This window comes from Streptomyces sp. NPDC017979 (genome assembly GCF_044328175.1).
Taxonomy (GTDB): Bacteria; Actinomycetota; Actinomycetes; order Streptomycetales; family Streptomycetaceae; genus Streptomyces.
On record NZ_JBIRGU010000005.1, the window covers coordinates 329,343 to 345,353 of the forward strand.

The window sequence follows — 16,011 nt, forward strand, 5'->3', positions numbered from 1 at the left end:
GTCGCGCTCGCGCGGACACGCGCGAACAGGGCCTCGGCCGCGAGGAGTTCGCTCAGCGGCCGGGCCCGGAGGTCACCCCGCTCAGCCGCGGGGAGGCGGGGTGCTGGTGCGCCATCGATGCATGCGGCACAGGCTACGGGACGGCACTCCCGCCCGGGCCGTCGTACGGAAACCGTCGGCAACCTCACCCCGGGCCCTCGTGCGGAATCAGCCGGCAACCTCACCCGGGGGCCGGCGTACGGAACGGCCGGCACCCCACCCGGGGCGCCGGCCGTCCTCAAGCCGTACACCGTCACCTGACGGCGGCCGTTCTCAAGCCGCCCGCCGTCACCCGACGCCGGCCGTACCGAATCCGCCCGCCGTCACCCGACCGCGGCCTCCTCCCCGCGCGCGAACTGTGTCCGGTACAGCTCCGCGTACCGCCCCTCCTGCGCCAACAGCCCCTCGTGCGTGCCGCGTTCCACGATCTCGCCGCCCTCCACCACCAGGATCTGGTCCGCCGAGCGGATCGTGGACAGCCGGTGCGCGATGACCAGCGCCGTACGGTCCGCGAGCGCGTCCGTCAGCGCCGCCTGCACCGCCGACTCCGAGGTGTTGTCCAGGTGCGCCGTCGCCTCGTCGAGGATCACCACCCGCTGCCGCGCCAGCAGCAGCCGCGCGATCGTCATCCGCTGGCGCTCGCCGCCCGACAGCCGGTAGCCGCGTTCGCCGACGACGGTGTCCAGACCGTCCGGCAGGGACCGTACGAGGTCGGTCAACCGGGCCCGCTCCAGCGCCGACCACAGCTCGTCCTCCGTGGCGTCCGGCCGGGCCAGCAGCAGGTTCGCGCGTACGGACTCGTGGAAGAGGTGCCCGTCCTGGGTGACCATCCCCACCGTGCCGCGCAGCGCGGCCGCCGACAGGTCCCGCACGTCGACCCCGCCGATGCGGATCGCGCCGCCGTCCACGTCGTACAGCCGCGGCAGCAGGCCCGCGATCGTCGACTTGCCCGCGCCCGAGGTGCCGACGAGCGCCACCGTCTGACCGGCCTCCGCGCGGAAGGAGATGCCGCGCAACACGTCCTCGCCGCCCCGGGTGTCGAGCGTGGCGACCTCCTCCAGCGACGCGAGCGACACCTTGTCCGCCGACGGGTACGCGAACGTCACGTCCGTGAACTCCACCGACACCGGCCCCTCCGGCGTCTGCCGGGCGTCCTTCCGCTCGTCGATCAGCGGCTTGAGGTCCAGCACCTCGAAGACCCGCTCGAAGCTGACGAGCGCGCTCATCACCTCCACCCGCGCGCCGGCGAGCGAGGTCAGCGGCGCGTACAGTCGGGTCAGCAGCAGCGCGAGCGCGACGACCGAGCCGGGCTCCAGGCTGCCGCGCAGCGCGTACCAGCCGCCGAGTCCGTACACCAGCGCCAGCGCGAGCGCGGACACCAAGGTCAGCGCGGTGATGAAGACGGTCTGCACCATCGCCGTCCGCACCCCGATGTCCCGCACCCGCGCCGCCCGTGCGCTGAACTCCCGCGACTCGTCCTCCGGCCGCCCGAACAGCTTCACCAGCGTCGCCCCCGGCGCGGAGAAGCGCTCCGTCATCCGCGTCCCCATCTCGGCGTTGAGCTGGGCCCCTTCGCGCTGGAGCGCGGCCATCCGGTTCCCCATCCGGCGCGCCGGGACGACGAAGAGGGGCAGCAGGACGAGCGCGAGCAGGGTGATCTGCCAGGACAGCGTCAGCATCACGACGAGGGTCAGGACGAGCGTGACGAGGTCCCCCGCGACCCCCGACAGGGTGGTGCTGAACGCCCGCTGCGCGCCGATGACGTCGTTGTTGAGCCGGCTGACGAGCGCGCCGGTGCGGGTGCGGGTGAAGAAGGCGACGGGCATCTTCTGCACGTGGTCGAAGACGGCCCGCCGCAGGTCGAGGATGAGCCCTTCGCCGAGCCGCGCCGAGTACCAGCGCTCGACGAGTCCGAGGCCGGCTTCGGCGACGGCGATGAGGGCGATCAGCAGCGCGAGTTGCACGACGGTTTCGGCGGCGCCGTCGGACACGATCGCGTTGACGACGCGGCCGGCGAGTACGGGCGTCGCGACGGCGAGCAGCGCGATCAGCACGCTGAGGACGAGGAAGACGCCGATCGCGCGGCGGTGGGGTCGGGCGAAGGACCAAATGCGCCGCATGGTCGCGGGGTTGAAGGGACGCCGGTCCTGTTCGGCGTGCATCGCTCGGTATGCCTGCGTCCAGGCCGTGGTCTCCATGCTCATGACCGGGACGCTATGACCTCAACCAATCTTGAGGTCAAGTGGTGGGCGTGTGGACCGCGATTCCGTCGAGAACGGTCTCCAGGCCGAGCCGGAAGGACGCGTCGAAGTCGCCGCCGCTGCCGCTCGGTGCGGCGTGCTGGGCGAGCGTGGGATACAGCTCCGCCCGGCGGTCCAGGTACTCCTGGGTCCGGCGCCGCAGCGCGCCCTCCGCGGCGGGGTCGCGCTGGCGGGTGCGCCACACGTTCTCCGCGGCCGTGTAACCCTGGACGAAGTAGGTCAGGGCGCCGACGGCGGTGGTGAGCCGGGGCCCGTCGAGCCCGGCTCGGTGGAGCAGGGCGTACACCCGTTCCGAACGGGCGAGGGCGTGCGGGCCGAGCAGCGGGCGGGTGGCCATCAGGGCGGGCAGCCAGGGGTGCCGGCGCATCACGCGTCGACTGCGGGTCATCTGCCGGGTCAGGGCGTCGCGCCAGGACGGGTCGTGGCTGTCGTCGTCGAGTTCGATCTCGGCGACGGCCGCGTCCACGGCCAGGTCCAGGACGTCCTCGCGGCTGCCCACGTACTCGTACAGCGACATCGTGCCGGCGCCGAGGCGGGCCGCGAGCCGCCGCATGGACAGCCCCTCCACCCCCTCCGCGTCCAACAGCGCGACCGCGGCGCCGGCGATCCGGTCCCTGGTCAGCCGCGGCTTGCGGACGGGCTCGTCGGCGAACCAGACGGCGGACGGCGGTCCATGGCCCACTCCCGCGCTCCTTCCAGACGTTCCGTACGGTGTACGGAAAACCGTACAACTAGCTTCGCCGGTGCGAGGAGACGCCAGGGATCTCCGACGGCACAGGGAGGAAGCGATGTCCACGACCCCGAGGGAGTGGCTGTGCGCGTACGCGTTGCTGGCGCTGCGCGTCGACCGGCAGACGGCCGGCAGCGCCACCGGAACGGTGCTCATCTACCGGGGGCCCGAGGAGTGGCGGGCGCACGTGGCGCAGGAGGCGCCGCCCCCGGCCGGGCTGCTGGTGGAGGACGCCGACGCGCTGCTGGAGCGGATTCCCTTCCCGCCCGACCGGGCCCGGTACCTGGCCGCACAGGTCCGGGCGCTCAGGGCGGTCGCCGGGCGGCTGGCGGGCGTGGAGCTGCCGTTGCCCGAGTACGCCCGCGCGTGCCTGGGCGTCGCGGCGCAGTGGCTGCCGGAGGACCTGTTCGAGCAGGCGCACGCCCTCCTGGACGCCGCCCTGCCCCACGGCGCCGGCACCCTGGCGGAACGGCTGCACGCCTGGCAGAAGGCCCACACCCTGCCGACGGACCAGTTGGGCCGGCTCCCTTCCCTCGTGCACGCGGCCGTCGCCGAGACCCGCCGGCGCACCGGCGCGCTCGTACCGCTGCCGGCAGAGGAGAGGGTGCGCTGCCGGCTGGTGTCCGGGGTGGCGTTCCGGGCGGCCGGTGAGTACGAGGGCGGGGTGCGCTCCACCCTGCACATCAACCGCGACCTGCCGTTCAACCTGGCCGACCTGCTGTATGTCGTCGCCCACGAGGGGCACCCCGGCCACATCGCCGAATCCCTGTTCAAGGAGCGGGAGTTGGTCGAGGAACGCGGCTTCCTCGACCAACAGGTCCGGTTCATGCTCGGCCCCAGCTTCGTCATCAGCGAAGGGCTCGGCCTGCACGCGCAGGACATCGTCTTCCCGGACGACCAGGCCCAGGCGTGGCTGACCGACCACGTGCTGAGGCCGAACGGCATCGCCCCGGACGGCAGCGACTTCGCCGCGGTCCACCGGGCCCAGAACATGCTGTTCGGCGTCTGGGCGAACGCGGCGTTCCTGGCCGCCGAGGGCCGCCCGGATTCGGAACTGGCCGCGTACCTATCCCGCTGGGCGCTGCTCGCCGACACCGAGACGCCCACGGCCCTGACCACCCTGCGGTCCACGGGCATGGCCCTGTACGTCCTCGGCTACTTCCACGGCTGGCGCCTCCTGGACACCTGGCTCGCCGGTCCTGAACGTGAGGTGCGGGTGCGCCGGCTGCTCACGGAGCAGTTGCTGCCGGCGGACGTGGGCTGACTCTTCTGCGGGCCCTACGGCCAGCGGGGCCCCGTCGCGGGGTCCCGCGCCCACGCGTACTGCCGGTGCTCCTCGACCGTCAGCCCGAAGTCGTACCGCGAAGGGCTCCCCATCGCGTGCCACGCACCCCACGCTCGGTCGAGTTCGTCGGCCAGTCGGCGGGTGCCGCCCTGGTGGGCCGTGGTGGTTCCGTCGCCGTTCGCGGCGAGCACGGCCCAGGAGGCGTCGTCGTGCAGCCACGCGTTCAGCCCGTCGTCATCGGCCGCGACGGTGACGTGGAGATCGGGAAGGGCGACGCGCAAGGCGAAGCGAAGGTCCCAGTCGTCACGCAACGGCGTCAAGTCGCGCTCCCAGGGCCGCTCGTGCTGCGGTCCGCCACTGCCGCGCACGGCGGCGAAGTCCTGCGACGCGGTGGCGGCGGCGGTGGCGGCGTTGCGGTCGGGCATGAACTGCGCGAGCCCCTGGACCCATCCCGACGCCGAGCGACCGTCGTCGGCGACGGTGAGTGCGACGTGCCCGAGCCGGCCCCACGGCAACACGATGCGCCCGCCGGGCCGGGTCTGCGCCACCCACGCCCAGGGCACGCGATCCACGGCGTACGTGGCAATGACCCGGTCGTACGGAGCGGTGGCGGGCGCGATGGGGTCGGAGGCCCCGAGCGACCCGTCACCGACGCGGCCCCGGACTCCCGGCGCGTGTTCCCGCAGCCGTACGCGTGCGGTCTCCGCCACCGTCGGGTCCGTCTCCACCGTGGTGACCCGCTCGCCACCGACCCGCGCCGCGAGCAGCGCGGCGTTCCATCCGGTGCCGGTCCCGAGTTCGAGCACCCGGTGTCCCGGCTCCAGGAGGAGCGAGTCGAGCATGTCGACCACGACCGCCTGGCACGACAAGCTCGACGTCGGAAGCCCGTCGATGACCTGGGTGACCGCGGGTGCGTCGGGGTCGGCGTAAAGAAGTTCGACCCACTGGGCGGGGTCCACGGCCCGGTCCACCGGGACGTAGGCGTTCCCGTCCCAGTGCCACAGCCGGTCCGGAGCGAACAGATCTCGCGGTAGCCCGGCGACGGCTTCCCTGATCCACGGGGACCGGCCGGGCCAGCCCCCGTGCTGCTCCATGACCCGGTCAAGCATCGCGCGTCGGGCCGGGAGTGCGTTTGCGATCACTTTTTCCCGTGCCTGCCGTCAGACGGTTCAGATACATCAGATGGAGGCGACGACAGGTGCGTACGCCCCCGTCCGGATCGAAGGCGGGCGCGTACGCACCTGTGTGCGGCGCCTTACTTGGTCCAGGTGAGGAAGGCGTCCCAGGCCGCCGTGTCGACGGCGAAGACGGGGCTGTCGGTGAGCTTGGAGTCACGGACGTGGACGGTGTGGGGGCAGGTGGCGACCTCGACGCACTCGCCACCGCTGTCGCTGCTGTACGAGGACTTGCGCCAGTCGAAGGCGACCTCGATGCACTCGCCACCGGCAGAGCTGCTGTAGCTGGACGTGAACCACCGGGGGGACTTGGTCATGGATTCTCTCCTGCCAACTGCTTGATGAGGCCCAGCGATGCTCGGGGATCCAGGGCCTGTGATCGGATCTTCGCATAACGCTGGGCGTAGGTACTGACCTTTCCTTGATCGCTGACCAGGACGCTCTCGTCCTGGATTTCCATGTAGACGACGCGGTCGTGGTCGGGCGTCTCCGCCAGTGTCATCCCGCCGCGAACACCAGCGTGCTTGCCACTGAGCCCACAGTCGAGCGGCAGTACCTGGATGGTGACGTTGTCCCGCTCGGCCTCCTCCAGCAGGAACAGGAGCTGTCGCCGCATGATCTCCGCACTGCCGATGGTGCGCCTCAACGCGGCTTCTTCCAGAATGAGTTCGATGTGGGGCAGTGGCTTGCGGTCGAAGAGCGCCTTCCGTCCCATCCTGATCTCGACGAGTTCGTTGACCTGCTGCTCGGACAGCGGTGGATAACCTCCGCCGATCAGTGCCTTGGCGTACTCCTCGGTCTGGAAGAGTCCATGCACGACCGTCGCCGTATACAAGAACAGACTCAGGACCTTCTGCTCCTCCAGCGACCAGTTCTTGAACTGCGCCGGCAGCTTCTCCAGTCGCACCGGCACCCGCGCCGCCTCGAAGAACCCCATCCCCTCCCCGAGGTGCTTCTCCAGCTTCTGGAGCATCTGGTCGCTGACCGCGTGCGTGTACGTCTCCAACGCGCTCACCGCCTGCGCGGTGTACCCCATCGCCTTGCCCAACTGCTCCTGGGACCACCCCTTCTTCAGGCGCAGCTTCCGAGTCATCTCGGCGATCATCCGTGCCGTCGGCCCGACGTACCCCTTGCTGGCGCTCTCTGAACCGGTCATGTTCGATCACTCCTTGTCGTGTTCGGACTCAAATGAACTCAAGTGAACTCAAGGTCTCCTCCGCGAATTCCATCCGCCGGCAAATTGCATTGAGGCGCACCTAAGGAAGCCCCAGGTAAACCGCGCAGCCATGGAAAACGCTATCCGTGCATCTCGACAATGTCCCTGTGAACAGAGAAAGTTGCCTCCTTGGTGCCGGTGTGAACTGGCTTCCGCACGCTGGAATCGACATCCGGAAGGCCGGGCTCCATTTCGATGCCATCCGCGTGGACGGCGACCCCGGTCGCCGCCTCGCGAATCTCCTCGAAGGCGTGACCGTCGGCGATCCCGGGCCCATCTACGTCCGTTCGTCCGGGAACCGCGCGGTCTACTTCCTCCTGGCGCCCGGGAGTACGAACCTGAGCGACTGGCCCGACGGGATGACGTGCTTCAACCGGGGCCCGAACCGGGTGTGTTACGTCCCGCTGCCCGCCGTCGGCGGCGGCACCTGGCCGCTGGGCTGGTGGTTCCCGCCGACCGGGCCGGACGACTTCGTGCACCCGTTGCTCCTGCGTAACGCAGGCTTGGCCGTGCTCAAGTGACGGCGGAAGCCTGTCCGGGACGCGTCCCGGACAGGCTCCACGACCCCAAAAGGGTTCCCACGCGGTTAGATTTCCCCTCGGGCGCTGTCCAACACACAGCGGTGTTGCAGCTCGCCCAAACAGGGGGAAGAAACGATGCTCCAGAAGCTCTACAGCATGCCCGCGTATCACCAGTCGAGCCTGTTCAAAAGGTCTCAGGAATTCGTCCGACAGAATTTGAAGGACCCTGACCTCTGCCCCGACGCGGTGGCCGCGGCGCACCATGTGTCCACCCGCCATTTACAGCGGGTGTATCAGCACCACGGTTACACCGTCGCCGCATTCATCCGCCACGAACGCCTGGACGCAGCGCGTCGCGACCTCGCCGACCCGATGCAGTCGCACCGCCCGATCCACGCGATCGCCACCCGGTGGGGCTTTTCCCATCCGGCCGTCTTCACCCGCACGTTCCGCACGGTCTACGGCCTCTCGCCGCGCGAATACCGGACGCACGCGTCCCTGGTCGCCTCCTAATGCTCTGACCAAGCACGGTCTCCCGGTCCGACCATGGACCGGGAGACCGGTAGCGGGGCGGGCACAGGGCGGTCGGCCGCCGCCCGGCCCGGCGTGACCCGTCACGTTCAGGACCCGGACGCGAGCGTGACCTCGACGAGAACCCCGGGAGGGCAACCCTCACCCGGGACCATCGGGAGCACGGGATCCCTCACATGCGACCCGCGCACTCTTCCGGCACTCCGTACCAGCGTTGAGTGATGCCGGATCTTCCGTCGGACTGCCGAGCGGCCTCCGCGAGGGCCTCGTCCTCCTCAAGCCGCAGTGCCAGCAGCTCGCAATCCACCTCCAGGGGCGGCCTGATGGAGGGCGCCGGTTTCTCAGGCGCCCGGCTCTCGCCGTCCAGGAGCGTGGTGGCCATGAGCCCGCCGACGCACAACACCGCCCAGAAGGTCACGAACCAAGAGCGGGCGCTCATCGACGGGCCGGACGGTGGGCGAGCGACCTGCCACCTGTTGCGACCTGATCCCCGGTGCGAACCCTCGTATCCAATGCCTCTCCCCTGGCACGTCGGTGCCAGCACCGTACTCCGGCGCATGGTGCACGCGGCGGGCCGGGCTCAGGTGGACGGGGGGCCAACGTGTGTCGTCAGAGGTGTCAGACCGTGGTGCGCCAGCGGTGCACGATGTCGTCGTGGACGGTGAGCCAGGTGCCGTCGCCGAGGGGGAGCGGGTCGAGGAACGTCGTTCCCGGGTAGTCGACTTCGGCGACGGGCACCAGGGTGCGGGCGTCGAGGAGCAGGTGCCTGGAGGCGGGGGCCCAGTTCTCCTCGGCGATGGCTGCGAGGACGTGGTCCTTGTCGAGGAAGCCGGGATGGAACCCCACGAACTGCATTCCCTCGGGAAGGACTGCCTCGGCGTCCGCGGTCGCCTCGGTGCCGTCGACGTTGTAGCGGCTCAGCCACTGGCCGCCCACGTGGAGCATGAGGGTGGCGTCGCTCGTGGGCGGGCCGGCGAACAGTTCGTCGTCGACTCCGGCGGCTTCCCAGCCGAGGGAGCCGTCATCGACGGAGATGGTGAAGGCGTAGAAGGTGTCGCCTTGGGCTGCGTTGAGAGTGATGTGCGAAGGGTCCGTCAGGGATTGCTGGAAGACGTACCCGGCGCCGGCCGACGGGAGCTTCGCTTGGAGCACGGGACGTCCGTCGGAGAGGTCGAGCGCGACGCACAGATCGCCGTCGTAGGAGAGGGGCGGGGCCGACGGGTCCGGAGTGGTGACAAGGAGCAGCCGGCCTGAGCCGTCCGGCACACAGGCGCCGTAGCGGTCCTCGTCGCCCCAGGGCTCGTGCTCGTACCGCCAGCGGATCGTGCCGTCGGCTCCGTACACCGTGACGGCTCCGGCTCCGGTCACCGCCAGTCCGCCGTCCGCCAGCGGGGAGGCGAAGCCGTGGTCGAACCCTCGACGGAGAGACGGCCAGGTGCGGACCTCCTCGAAGACACGGGACGGGTCACGGCTCACCTTGCCGACGACGATGTCGAGGTCCGCACCGGTCTCGGAGACGAGCCAGGTCGCGCCCTGGCGCGCCAACCAGGCGTCGTAACGCCCGTGGCGGTCACCGAAACCGGGGAAGGGCTCCCGGGCGACGAGTTCGGCGGGTGGGGAGCCGGGTGGGGCCGGGCGGGGCCTCGGGGGGTTGGTCACTGGTCGAGTCGGCCCATTTCGCGCAGCACTTGCAGCCAAGGGTCGTCTTCTTCGGCGTCGGTGACGGTCCGGAAGCGGGGGCCGAAGACGGTGTCCCGGAGGAACGTGTCCAGGTCCTTGCCCCATTGTTCGAACACGTCGCTCTGCCACCAGGTGACGCCCTGGTCGGGGAAGCCCCAGACCGTACCGTCCGAGCGCTTGAGGAAGAGCGGGTCCTCGTGGACCTTTCCGAAGCAGAACCAGCCTTCCCGACCGAGGGCGACGGGGGCCCCTTGCACGGTGTCGGCGAAGACCTGACCGCCGGCGGTGTCCTCGGCTGCGAAGAAGACCACGTTGCTGAAGATGCCGCCGTTGGCCACGGTGAGGCAGTCGCGGTACGCCTCGGGCACGGTGGGGTCGATCTCGTCCGTGCGTCCGGCAGGGACGGAGTTCATCACGTCCCACTCCGCTTCCCGCGGCAGCAGCGTTCGTGCGGTGTCCAGCAGGCGGCGCACTTCCGGGCTGATCATGAGGGTGGTCCTTCGATCTCGATCCTGTTCGGCGGGTGAATTCGAGCCGGTCTCTGAACTGCGGCCGGACCCGCTACGGCGCCAAACGCATGCCCTGAACCGGGGCACCCGGATCCCCGCCTCAGGTGGACGGGAGTCCGTGTCTCGTCGTTGTCGGGACAGGTTGAACGCCCGTCGTCACAGGTGTCAGACCGTGGTGCGCCAGCGGTGCACGATGTCGTCGTGGACGGTGAGCCAGGTGCCGTCGCCGAGGGGGAGCGGGTCGAGGAACGTCGTTCCCGGGTAGTCGACTTCGGCGACGGGCACCAGGGTGCGGGCGTCGAGGAGCAGGTGCCTGGAGGTGGCGGACGAGTCCTCCTCGGCGACGGCCGTGAGGACGTGGTCCTTGTCGAGGAAGCCAGGGGAGGATCCCACGAACCGCAGCCCCTCGGGGAGGACCTCTTCGGCTTCGGCGAGGACCTCGGTGCCGTCGGCGTCGTAGCGGCCCATCCATTCGCCGCCCACGTCCAGCTTGATGGCCGCGTTGTCCATGACGGGGCCGGCGAACGGCTCGTTCTCCAGGCCGACCGTCTCCCACCTGAGGGCGTCGTCGTCGACGGAGATGGAGAGACCGTAGTAGGTGTCGCCCTGGAGCGCGGTCAGATAGAGCTGGGGCGGGTCGGTCAGGGATTGCTGGAAGACGTACCCGGCACTCGCTGACGGGATCGTCACCCGGGCCACGGGACGTCCGTCGGTCAGGTCGAGGGCGACGCACAGATCGCCGTCGTACGGGAGGTCCGGGTCCGGGTCCGGACCCGGGGTCGTGACGAGGAGTAGCCGGCCGGCGCCGTCGGGCACGCACGCGCCGGAGCCGAGGCGCTCGTCGCCCCAGGGCTCGTGCTCGTACTGCCAGCGGATCGCTCCGTCGGCTCCGTACACCGTGACGACGCCGGAGCCGGTCACCGCGAGCCCGCCGTCCGGCAGCGGGGAGGCGAAGCCGTGGCTGTGACCCGGTCGGGGGGAGGGCCAGGTGCGGACCTCCTCGAAGATCCGGGACGGGTCACGGCTCACCTTGCCGACGACGATGTCGAGGTCCGCACCGGTCTCGGAGACGAGCCAGGTCGCGCCCTGGCGCGCCAACCAGGCGTCGAAGCGCCCGTGGCGGTCGCCGAAGCCGGGGAACGGCTCTTGGGCGACAAGTTCGGCGGAGAGGGAGCGGAGTGCCATGGAGCGCACCTCATGGTGAGTGTCGATCGGGCCAGTAGAACTGTCGTTGCTTGGTGCCTTGCGTACCTGGGTGGACCAACCCGTACATGGCCCCACCCGAACCACGGATGACGGGGGCGCAGAAGTCCGCGCACACGACCTTCGACGCCCCGCCGTGAGTGGGCAGCCAGGTGGGTTTGGCCTTGCCGTCGTTGAGTCTACTGAGGTAGTTGAGGATGTTCTGTTCCGCGTGGCCCCCCTTCTTCCCCGGCGGGACCTTGATGTAGGAGTCGTCCGGGATGGGGATGAGACCGAGCTTCTGCGCCAGCTTCACCTGGTCGTCGGTGAGTTTGGCCTTGCTGTTGCTGGCGACGAAGGTGACGGGACCCTTGGGCGTATCGGCGTGGATGATGGCGACGGTCTGGCTGTTGCGTGCCCTGCCCTCAGGCTTGAGGTTGTTGATCTGTACCGCCATGTCCTCCAACTGCTGCATGCAGGGCGCCAGCCCCATGGGATCCGCGCCCGTCGCCGGATTCTCGACGTAGCCCACCGGGTTCGGCGCCGGGTCGAGGCCGAGCGGATCGGGGGTGGTGTACTGGCCGGCCTCGGGGTCGTAGTGGCGGAAGTGGTTGTAGTGCAGACCGGTTTCGGGGTCCGCGTACTGTCCGGGGAAGCGCAGCGGGGTGTGGGCGATTGCGTCCCGGTTCCAACTGGTGATGCCCCACGCGGTGGACTGGCTGTGCCAGGCGATGGAGCCGTTCTCGTCGACGAGTTCGGTCGGGGTGCCGATCAGGTCGGTGACGATCGCGAAGAAGCGGGTGTCGGTGTCCTGGGAGCCGGGTTGGGCGGCGCTGCCGGCACGGTCGACCCCCGGCCTCGCTCGCGCCTCGGCCTGGGCGATCGGCCGCATGCCGTCGTATTCCCAGGTCAGGGTGGTGTTGGTGATGCTGTCGGTCTGCTCGGCCAGCCTTCCGCCGTCCCAGCTGAAGACCGTCTCTTCGACGACCGACCCGTCCGACCCGTGCCGGCGCTTCGCGGTCCTGCGGGCGAAGGCGTCGTAGGCGTAGGTCCACACCGTGCCGTCGGGAGTGGTGCAGGAGACCAGTCGGTCCTCGGCGTCCCAGGCGTACTGCCAGACCTCCGGCTTGCGGGACAGCCGTTTGCGGCGGCGCTCCACGGTGCGGCCCGCCGCGTCGTAGGTGTAGGAGACGGCGCCCGCCGTCAGCAGCCGTCCGCCGTCATGGGTCCGCGGGCCCCTCGCGTCGGTGTGCGGCGCGCGGTCCGGCCAGGTCGCGTCGGTCTGGTTGCCCTCACCGTCGTACTGGTACCGCTCGCTCCACCCCTGGGCGTCCACCCCGAGCGGGCGCCCGTCGGCGTCCAGCCGGTAGTGCCGGCTCAGCCCGGTCGTGCGCTCCGTGACGGACCGGAGCCGATGGCCGCCGTCGTAGGCGTACGCACGGGAGCGGAGGGTCGTCCCGCGGGCGGTCAGGCTCTGCTCGGTCACCCGCCCGCGGCCGTCCCACGACGTACTGAGGACGATCGGCCGGTCGGCGGTGCCGAAGGACCGGCTGACCTCCTGCCCACGGGCGTCGTGGGCGAACGTCACCGGTCGGCCCGCCACCTCCACCCGTGTGCGGTTGCCCGCCGGGTCGTACGTCCCCTCCGTGATCACTCCGGAGGGGGTCACGCGCCCGGTGCAGCGGCCCTCGGGGTCGTACGAGTACCGGACGGTGCGGTCGTCGACGGTCTCCGCGACGAGCCGGCCCGCCGCGTCCCGCTCCAACACCGTCGTCGAGTGCGGGGAGCGGGCGCCGACCAGCCGGCCGGCCCGGTCGTGGACGAAGGAGGTGACCTCGCCGTCGACGTCCTTCGCCACGAGCCGGCCCATGACGTCCAGGTGCTGGGTGACCGTCTGCCCCAGGGGGTTGGTGCGGCTCACGGTCCTGCCGTCGGCGCCGTAGGCGTAGGTGAGGGTCCTGCCGTGGAAGTCGGTCTCCGCCACCACCCGTCCGGTGCGGTCGTAGTCGTACGTCCATGTCTGCCCGGCCGAGTTGGCGACCTGGGTGAGGCGGCGCTCGGTGTCGTAGCGGAACTCGTAGCGCGCGCCGCCGGGGTCGGTGCGGGCGGTGAGCAGGTCGAAGTGTCCGTACTCGAAGCGGGTGGTGCCCCCGCCGTCCGCGGTCTCGGACAGGCAGTTGCCCTCGCCGTCGTAAGTCCAGGCGCGAACGGTGCCGTCCGGCTCGGTGCGCCCGGCCGGCAGGCCCTCGACGGTCCATTCGAGCAGGGTGACGGCGCCCAGCGGGTCGGTGATCCGCACGGGGCGGCCGAACGCGTCCCGTTCGACGGTGTGGACGCCGCCGAGAGGGTCCTCGTGGGCCACGGGCAGACCCGCAGCGTTCGGGGTGAGCCTTTCGACGGCCCCCGTGGCGTCGGTGACGGCGACGACCGCGCCACGGGCGTCATGGGCGAACCGGGTCGTGGCGCCGTCCGGGGCGAGGATCGCGTCGTTGTTCCCCGCGTCGTCGTAGGAGTGCCGCCAGACCGCCCCGTCGGGCCCGGTCGTCCTGGTCGGCATGGAGCGGGCGTCGTACTCGGCGACGGTGACGGAGCCGTCGGCCTCGCGCACGGCGGTCAGGTTGCCGTGCTCGTCCCAGCGCCAGGCCGTGGTGGCTCCGAAGCCGTCCGTACGGCTGACCAGCCGGTCGTGTTCGTCCCAGGTCTGGACGGTCGTCTGCCCGGAGGGGGCGGTGACGGCGGTGATCAGCAGCCGCTCGTCGACGCGGTAGACGGTGGTGGCACCGGTTGAGTCGGTGAAGCGGGTGACCGTGTCGGTGGAGTCCGGGACCGTTTCGTACGTGAAGGAGGACGAGAGGTAGCCGTCGGGGCCGACGGTGCGGGTGACGCGGCCGGCGGGGTCGTACGCGTAGCGGTAGGTGGAGTCGTTGCGGTCGGTCCACGAGGTCATGCGGGCGTCGGTGTCGTAGCCGAACCTGAGCGGCAGGCCGGAGGAGTTGGTGACGGCGTCGAGGTTGCCGTCGTGGTCGTAGCCGTAGGTGAGGACGGTGACGGGGCCGTCGGGGGTGCGTAGTGAAAAATCGGTGATGCGGCCGTTGCGGGTGGTGAGGGCGACTTGGTAGCCGCCGTCGTGGACGACCCTGGTCGGGGCGCCGTCGGGGGTGCGGTGGAGGGTGATTCCGTTGCCCTGCCGGTCTTCGACCTCGGTCAGCCAGTACGCGGTGGAGGCGTGGTAGGGGCTGCCGGAGAAGCTGCGGACCAGGCCCGACTGCGGGTCGGTGACCGCGTAGGTCGTGACGTCGCCGGCCACGCCGGCGTGGGTGAGGGGCAACTGCTCGCCCTCCAGCGGGAGGACGCCCTCGGTGTCGTCGGGGGCCGGCAGTCGCGGGTACAGCAGGACGGTGCCGTCGTCGCGCGCCCACAGCGCACTCCGGCCGCGGGGGTCGAGTTCGATGCGCTCGTCCAGGGTGGAGGCCCAACTGCGGCCGAACCAGTGCCCGTAGCGGTACCCCGACAGATGCGTACGGCTCAACACCAGCGGGAGCACGCCGGGCAGCGAGAGGTCCGTCTGTGCGAGCTGCATCTCACCCGAGGCGACGTCGACGGGGTCGGTCTCGCAGGTCCGCTTCGACGGCGGAATGCTGTTCGCCCGCGCGTTGAGCTGTGCTCCGTTGAGGGAGTTGGGTTTGGTGCGGACGTCGTCGGGGTGTTTGCGGGCGGGGTCGCTGGGGTTGGTGCGTTTGCGGGTGAGGTCGTCGTCGTCGCGTTTGCCGCTGCCGGTGATCTTCTTGAGGCGGTCGTCGATGTCTTTGTCGGTGTTGCGGTGGGTCTTGGAGCTTTGGCCGAGGGCGTCGGGGAGTTTCTTGCCGAGGTGGTTGCCGAGGTGGTTGTGGCCCTTGATGAGTTTCTCGACGACGCCTTCGATGGTGCCGTCGAGGACGGCGGTGAGGGAGTCCTTGCCCTTGGCGCGGCCGTGGTGTCCCTTGGCCTTGTCGATCTTGCCTTTGGCGCGGCCGTTCATCGAGATCTGGACGCCTGCGAGCTTTCCGCCGGTGTTGCCGTGGGCGTCGTGGTCGATGCCCAGGGTGCCGCCCGCGCCCCCGCTACCGCCGCCGCCGGCGGAGTTGAGTTGGGTGCTGTCGTCGGCGCCGGTGACGTCCATCGCGGTCTGGATCGCCAGATCCGTGACGATGCTCTCCAACGCGGCGACGGCGGGTTGGGTGAGGGTGGCGGTGATCTCGGCGACCGCGGCCTCCGCCATCTCCTTCAGGATCTTCTTGAACGCGATCCGGGTGGCGACGATCTTTCCGCCGGCGAGGAGGGCGGTGAGTCCTGCGGTGAAGGGGGCGGCGGCGAGTGCGATGCCGATGGTGGCGCAGAGGTCTGCGAGTTCGCCGACGGCTGCGATCTTGCGGGCGACGATGATGTCGGCGACGCGGTCGAGTGCGCCGGCGATGATGCGGGCCGCGCCGGCGAGGTCCTTGTTCTTGCCCTGGACTTTCTTCCAGTGTTTGTCGAGGGCGGTCAGGGACTCGCTCTGCCCGGTCGACAGCAGTCGTTGGATGTGGCCGTGTGCGGTGCCGGCGTCGTCGTCCGCGTCGTCCGCGAACTCCCGCAACGCGTCCGCCATGTCGCGGTACGCGTCCTCGTCGACGTTCGGCCAGCCCACGCCCACGACGTCCAACATCGTGTCGACGCCCTCAGGAATCGTGTAACCCACGACTCATCAACCCCCGTTGAATCGCCCTTTCTTGGGACGCTTCCAAGCATCGCACGGACTCGTTGTGGTGCCCATGTGTCGCAAAACCGGTGCTCGGGCGCGGTGGTGCGGCCCGTTCCCGGCGGGGAACAGCTCTCGGCGGGGAACAGCCCCTGCCCGACACGG

13 protein-coding genes are annotated in these 16,011 nt (G+C 70.4%); 3 read left to right on the forward strand and 10 right to left on the reverse strand.

Annotated elements, in window-relative coordinates; all coding sequences use genetic code 11:
• Positions 1-362: 362 nt before the first annotated feature.
• Positions 363-2,243: an ABC transporter ATP-binding protein gene (locus ACH4E8_RS17060; RefSeq protein ID WP_398448850.1), complete on the reverse strand. Its 1,881-nt coding sequence runs from the start codon at positions 2,241-2,243 to the stop codon at positions 363-365.
• 34 nt (positions 2,244-2,277) lie between these two features.
• Complete coding sequence (locus ACH4E8_RS17065; protein WP_398448852.1) at positions 2,278-2,982, reverse strand: TetR/AcrR family transcriptional regulator; 705 nt, start codon at positions 2,980-2,982, stop codon at positions 2,278-2,280.
• 106 nt (positions 2,983-3,088) lie between these two features.
• On the opposite strand from ACH4E8_RS17065, the gene ACH4E8_RS17070 reads away from it, so the two are divergent.
• On the forward strand, positions 3,089-4,294 hold the full coding sequence (locus ACH4E8_RS17070; protein WP_398448854.1) for a hypothetical protein: 1,206 nt from the start codon (positions 3,089-3,091) through the stop codon (positions 4,292-4,294).
• Positions 4,295-4,308: 14 nt separating this feature from the next.
• On the opposite strand, the gene ACH4E8_RS17075 is transcribed toward ACH4E8_RS17070, so the two are convergent.
• From ACH4E8_RS17075 to ACH4E8_RS17085, 3 genes are all read right to left on the reverse strand, one after another.
• Complete coding sequence (locus tag ACH4E8_RS17075; RefSeq protein WP_398448856.1) at positions 4,309-5,409, reverse strand: methyltransferase domain-containing protein; 1,101 nt, start codon at positions 5,407-5,409, stop codon at positions 4,309-4,311.
• A 161-nt stretch (positions 5,410-5,570) separates the two neighbouring features.
• Positions 5,571-5,807 carry a DUF397 domain-containing protein gene (locus tag ACH4E8_RS17080; protein ID WP_398448858.1) on the reverse strand — a complete coding sequence of 79 codons (237 nt, stop codon included), beginning with the start codon at positions 5,805-5,807 and terminating at the stop codon, positions 5,571-5,573.
• Positions 5,804-6,646 (reverse strand): helix-turn-helix transcriptional regulator, encoded by an 843-nt coding sequence (locus tag ACH4E8_RS17085; protein ID WP_398448860.1) that lies wholly within the window; start codon positions 6,644-6,646, stop codon positions 5,804-5,806. The genes ACH4E8_RS17080 and ACH4E8_RS17085 overlap by 4 nt, the downstream gene beginning before the upstream one ends.
• Before the next feature lie 146 nt (positions 6,647-6,792).
• On the opposite strand from ACH4E8_RS17085, the gene ACH4E8_RS17090 reads away from it, so the two are divergent.
• Both ACH4E8_RS17090 and ACH4E8_RS17095 read left to right on the forward strand, forming a co-directional pair.
• Entirely contained in the window at positions 6,793-7,227 is a 435-nt protein-coding gene (locus ACH4E8_RS17090) for a hypothetical protein (protein ID WP_398448862.1), read from the forward strand.
• A gap of 135 nt (positions 7,228-7,362) precedes the next feature.
• The gene (locus ACH4E8_RS17095; protein ID WP_361967846.1) at positions 7,363-7,740 is read left to right on the forward strand and encodes a helix-turn-helix transcriptional regulator; all 378 of its coding nucleotides are present in this window, start codon (positions 7,363-7,365) and stop codon (positions 7,738-7,740) included.
• A gap of 190 nt (positions 7,741-7,930) precedes the next feature.
• Here ACH4E8_RS17095 and ACH4E8_RS17100 read toward each other — a convergent pair whose 3' ends face one another.
• The 5 genes from ACH4E8_RS17100 to ACH4E8_RS17120 all read right to left on the reverse strand — a co-directional run bounded on the left by ACH4E8_RS17100 (position 7,931) and on the right by ACH4E8_RS17120 (position 15,846).
• Positions 7,931-8,197 (reverse strand): hypothetical protein, encoded by a 267-nt coding sequence (locus tag ACH4E8_RS17100; protein ID WP_398448864.1) that lies wholly within the window; start codon positions 8,195-8,197, stop codon positions 7,931-7,933.
• A gap of 179 nt (positions 8,198-8,376) precedes the next feature.
• Positions 8,377-9,417 carry a hypothetical protein gene (locus ACH4E8_RS17105; RefSeq protein WP_398448866.1) on the reverse strand — a complete coding sequence of 347 codons (1,041 nt, stop codon included), beginning with the start codon at positions 9,415-9,417 and terminating at the stop codon, positions 8,377-8,379.
• Positions 9,414-9,926, reverse strand: a complete 513-nt coding sequence (locus ACH4E8_RS17110; RefSeq protein WP_398448868.1) for a hypothetical protein — start codon at positions 9,924-9,926, stop codon at positions 9,414-9,416. Before ACH4E8_RS17110 ends, ACH4E8_RS17105 begins: the two co-directional genes overlap by 4 nt.
• A 186-nt stretch (positions 9,927-10,112) precedes the next feature.
• Complete coding sequence (locus ACH4E8_RS17115; protein ID WP_398448870.1) at positions 10,113-11,132, reverse strand: hypothetical protein; 1,020 nt, start codon at positions 11,130-11,132, stop codon at positions 10,113-10,115.
• 10 nt (positions 11,133-11,142) lie between these two features.
• Complete coding sequence (locus tag ACH4E8_RS17120; protein ID WP_398448872.1) at positions 11,143-15,846, reverse strand: RHS repeat-associated core domain-containing protein; 4,704 nt, start codon at positions 15,844-15,846, stop codon at positions 11,143-11,145.
• Positions 15,847-16,011: the final 165 nt, after the last annotated feature.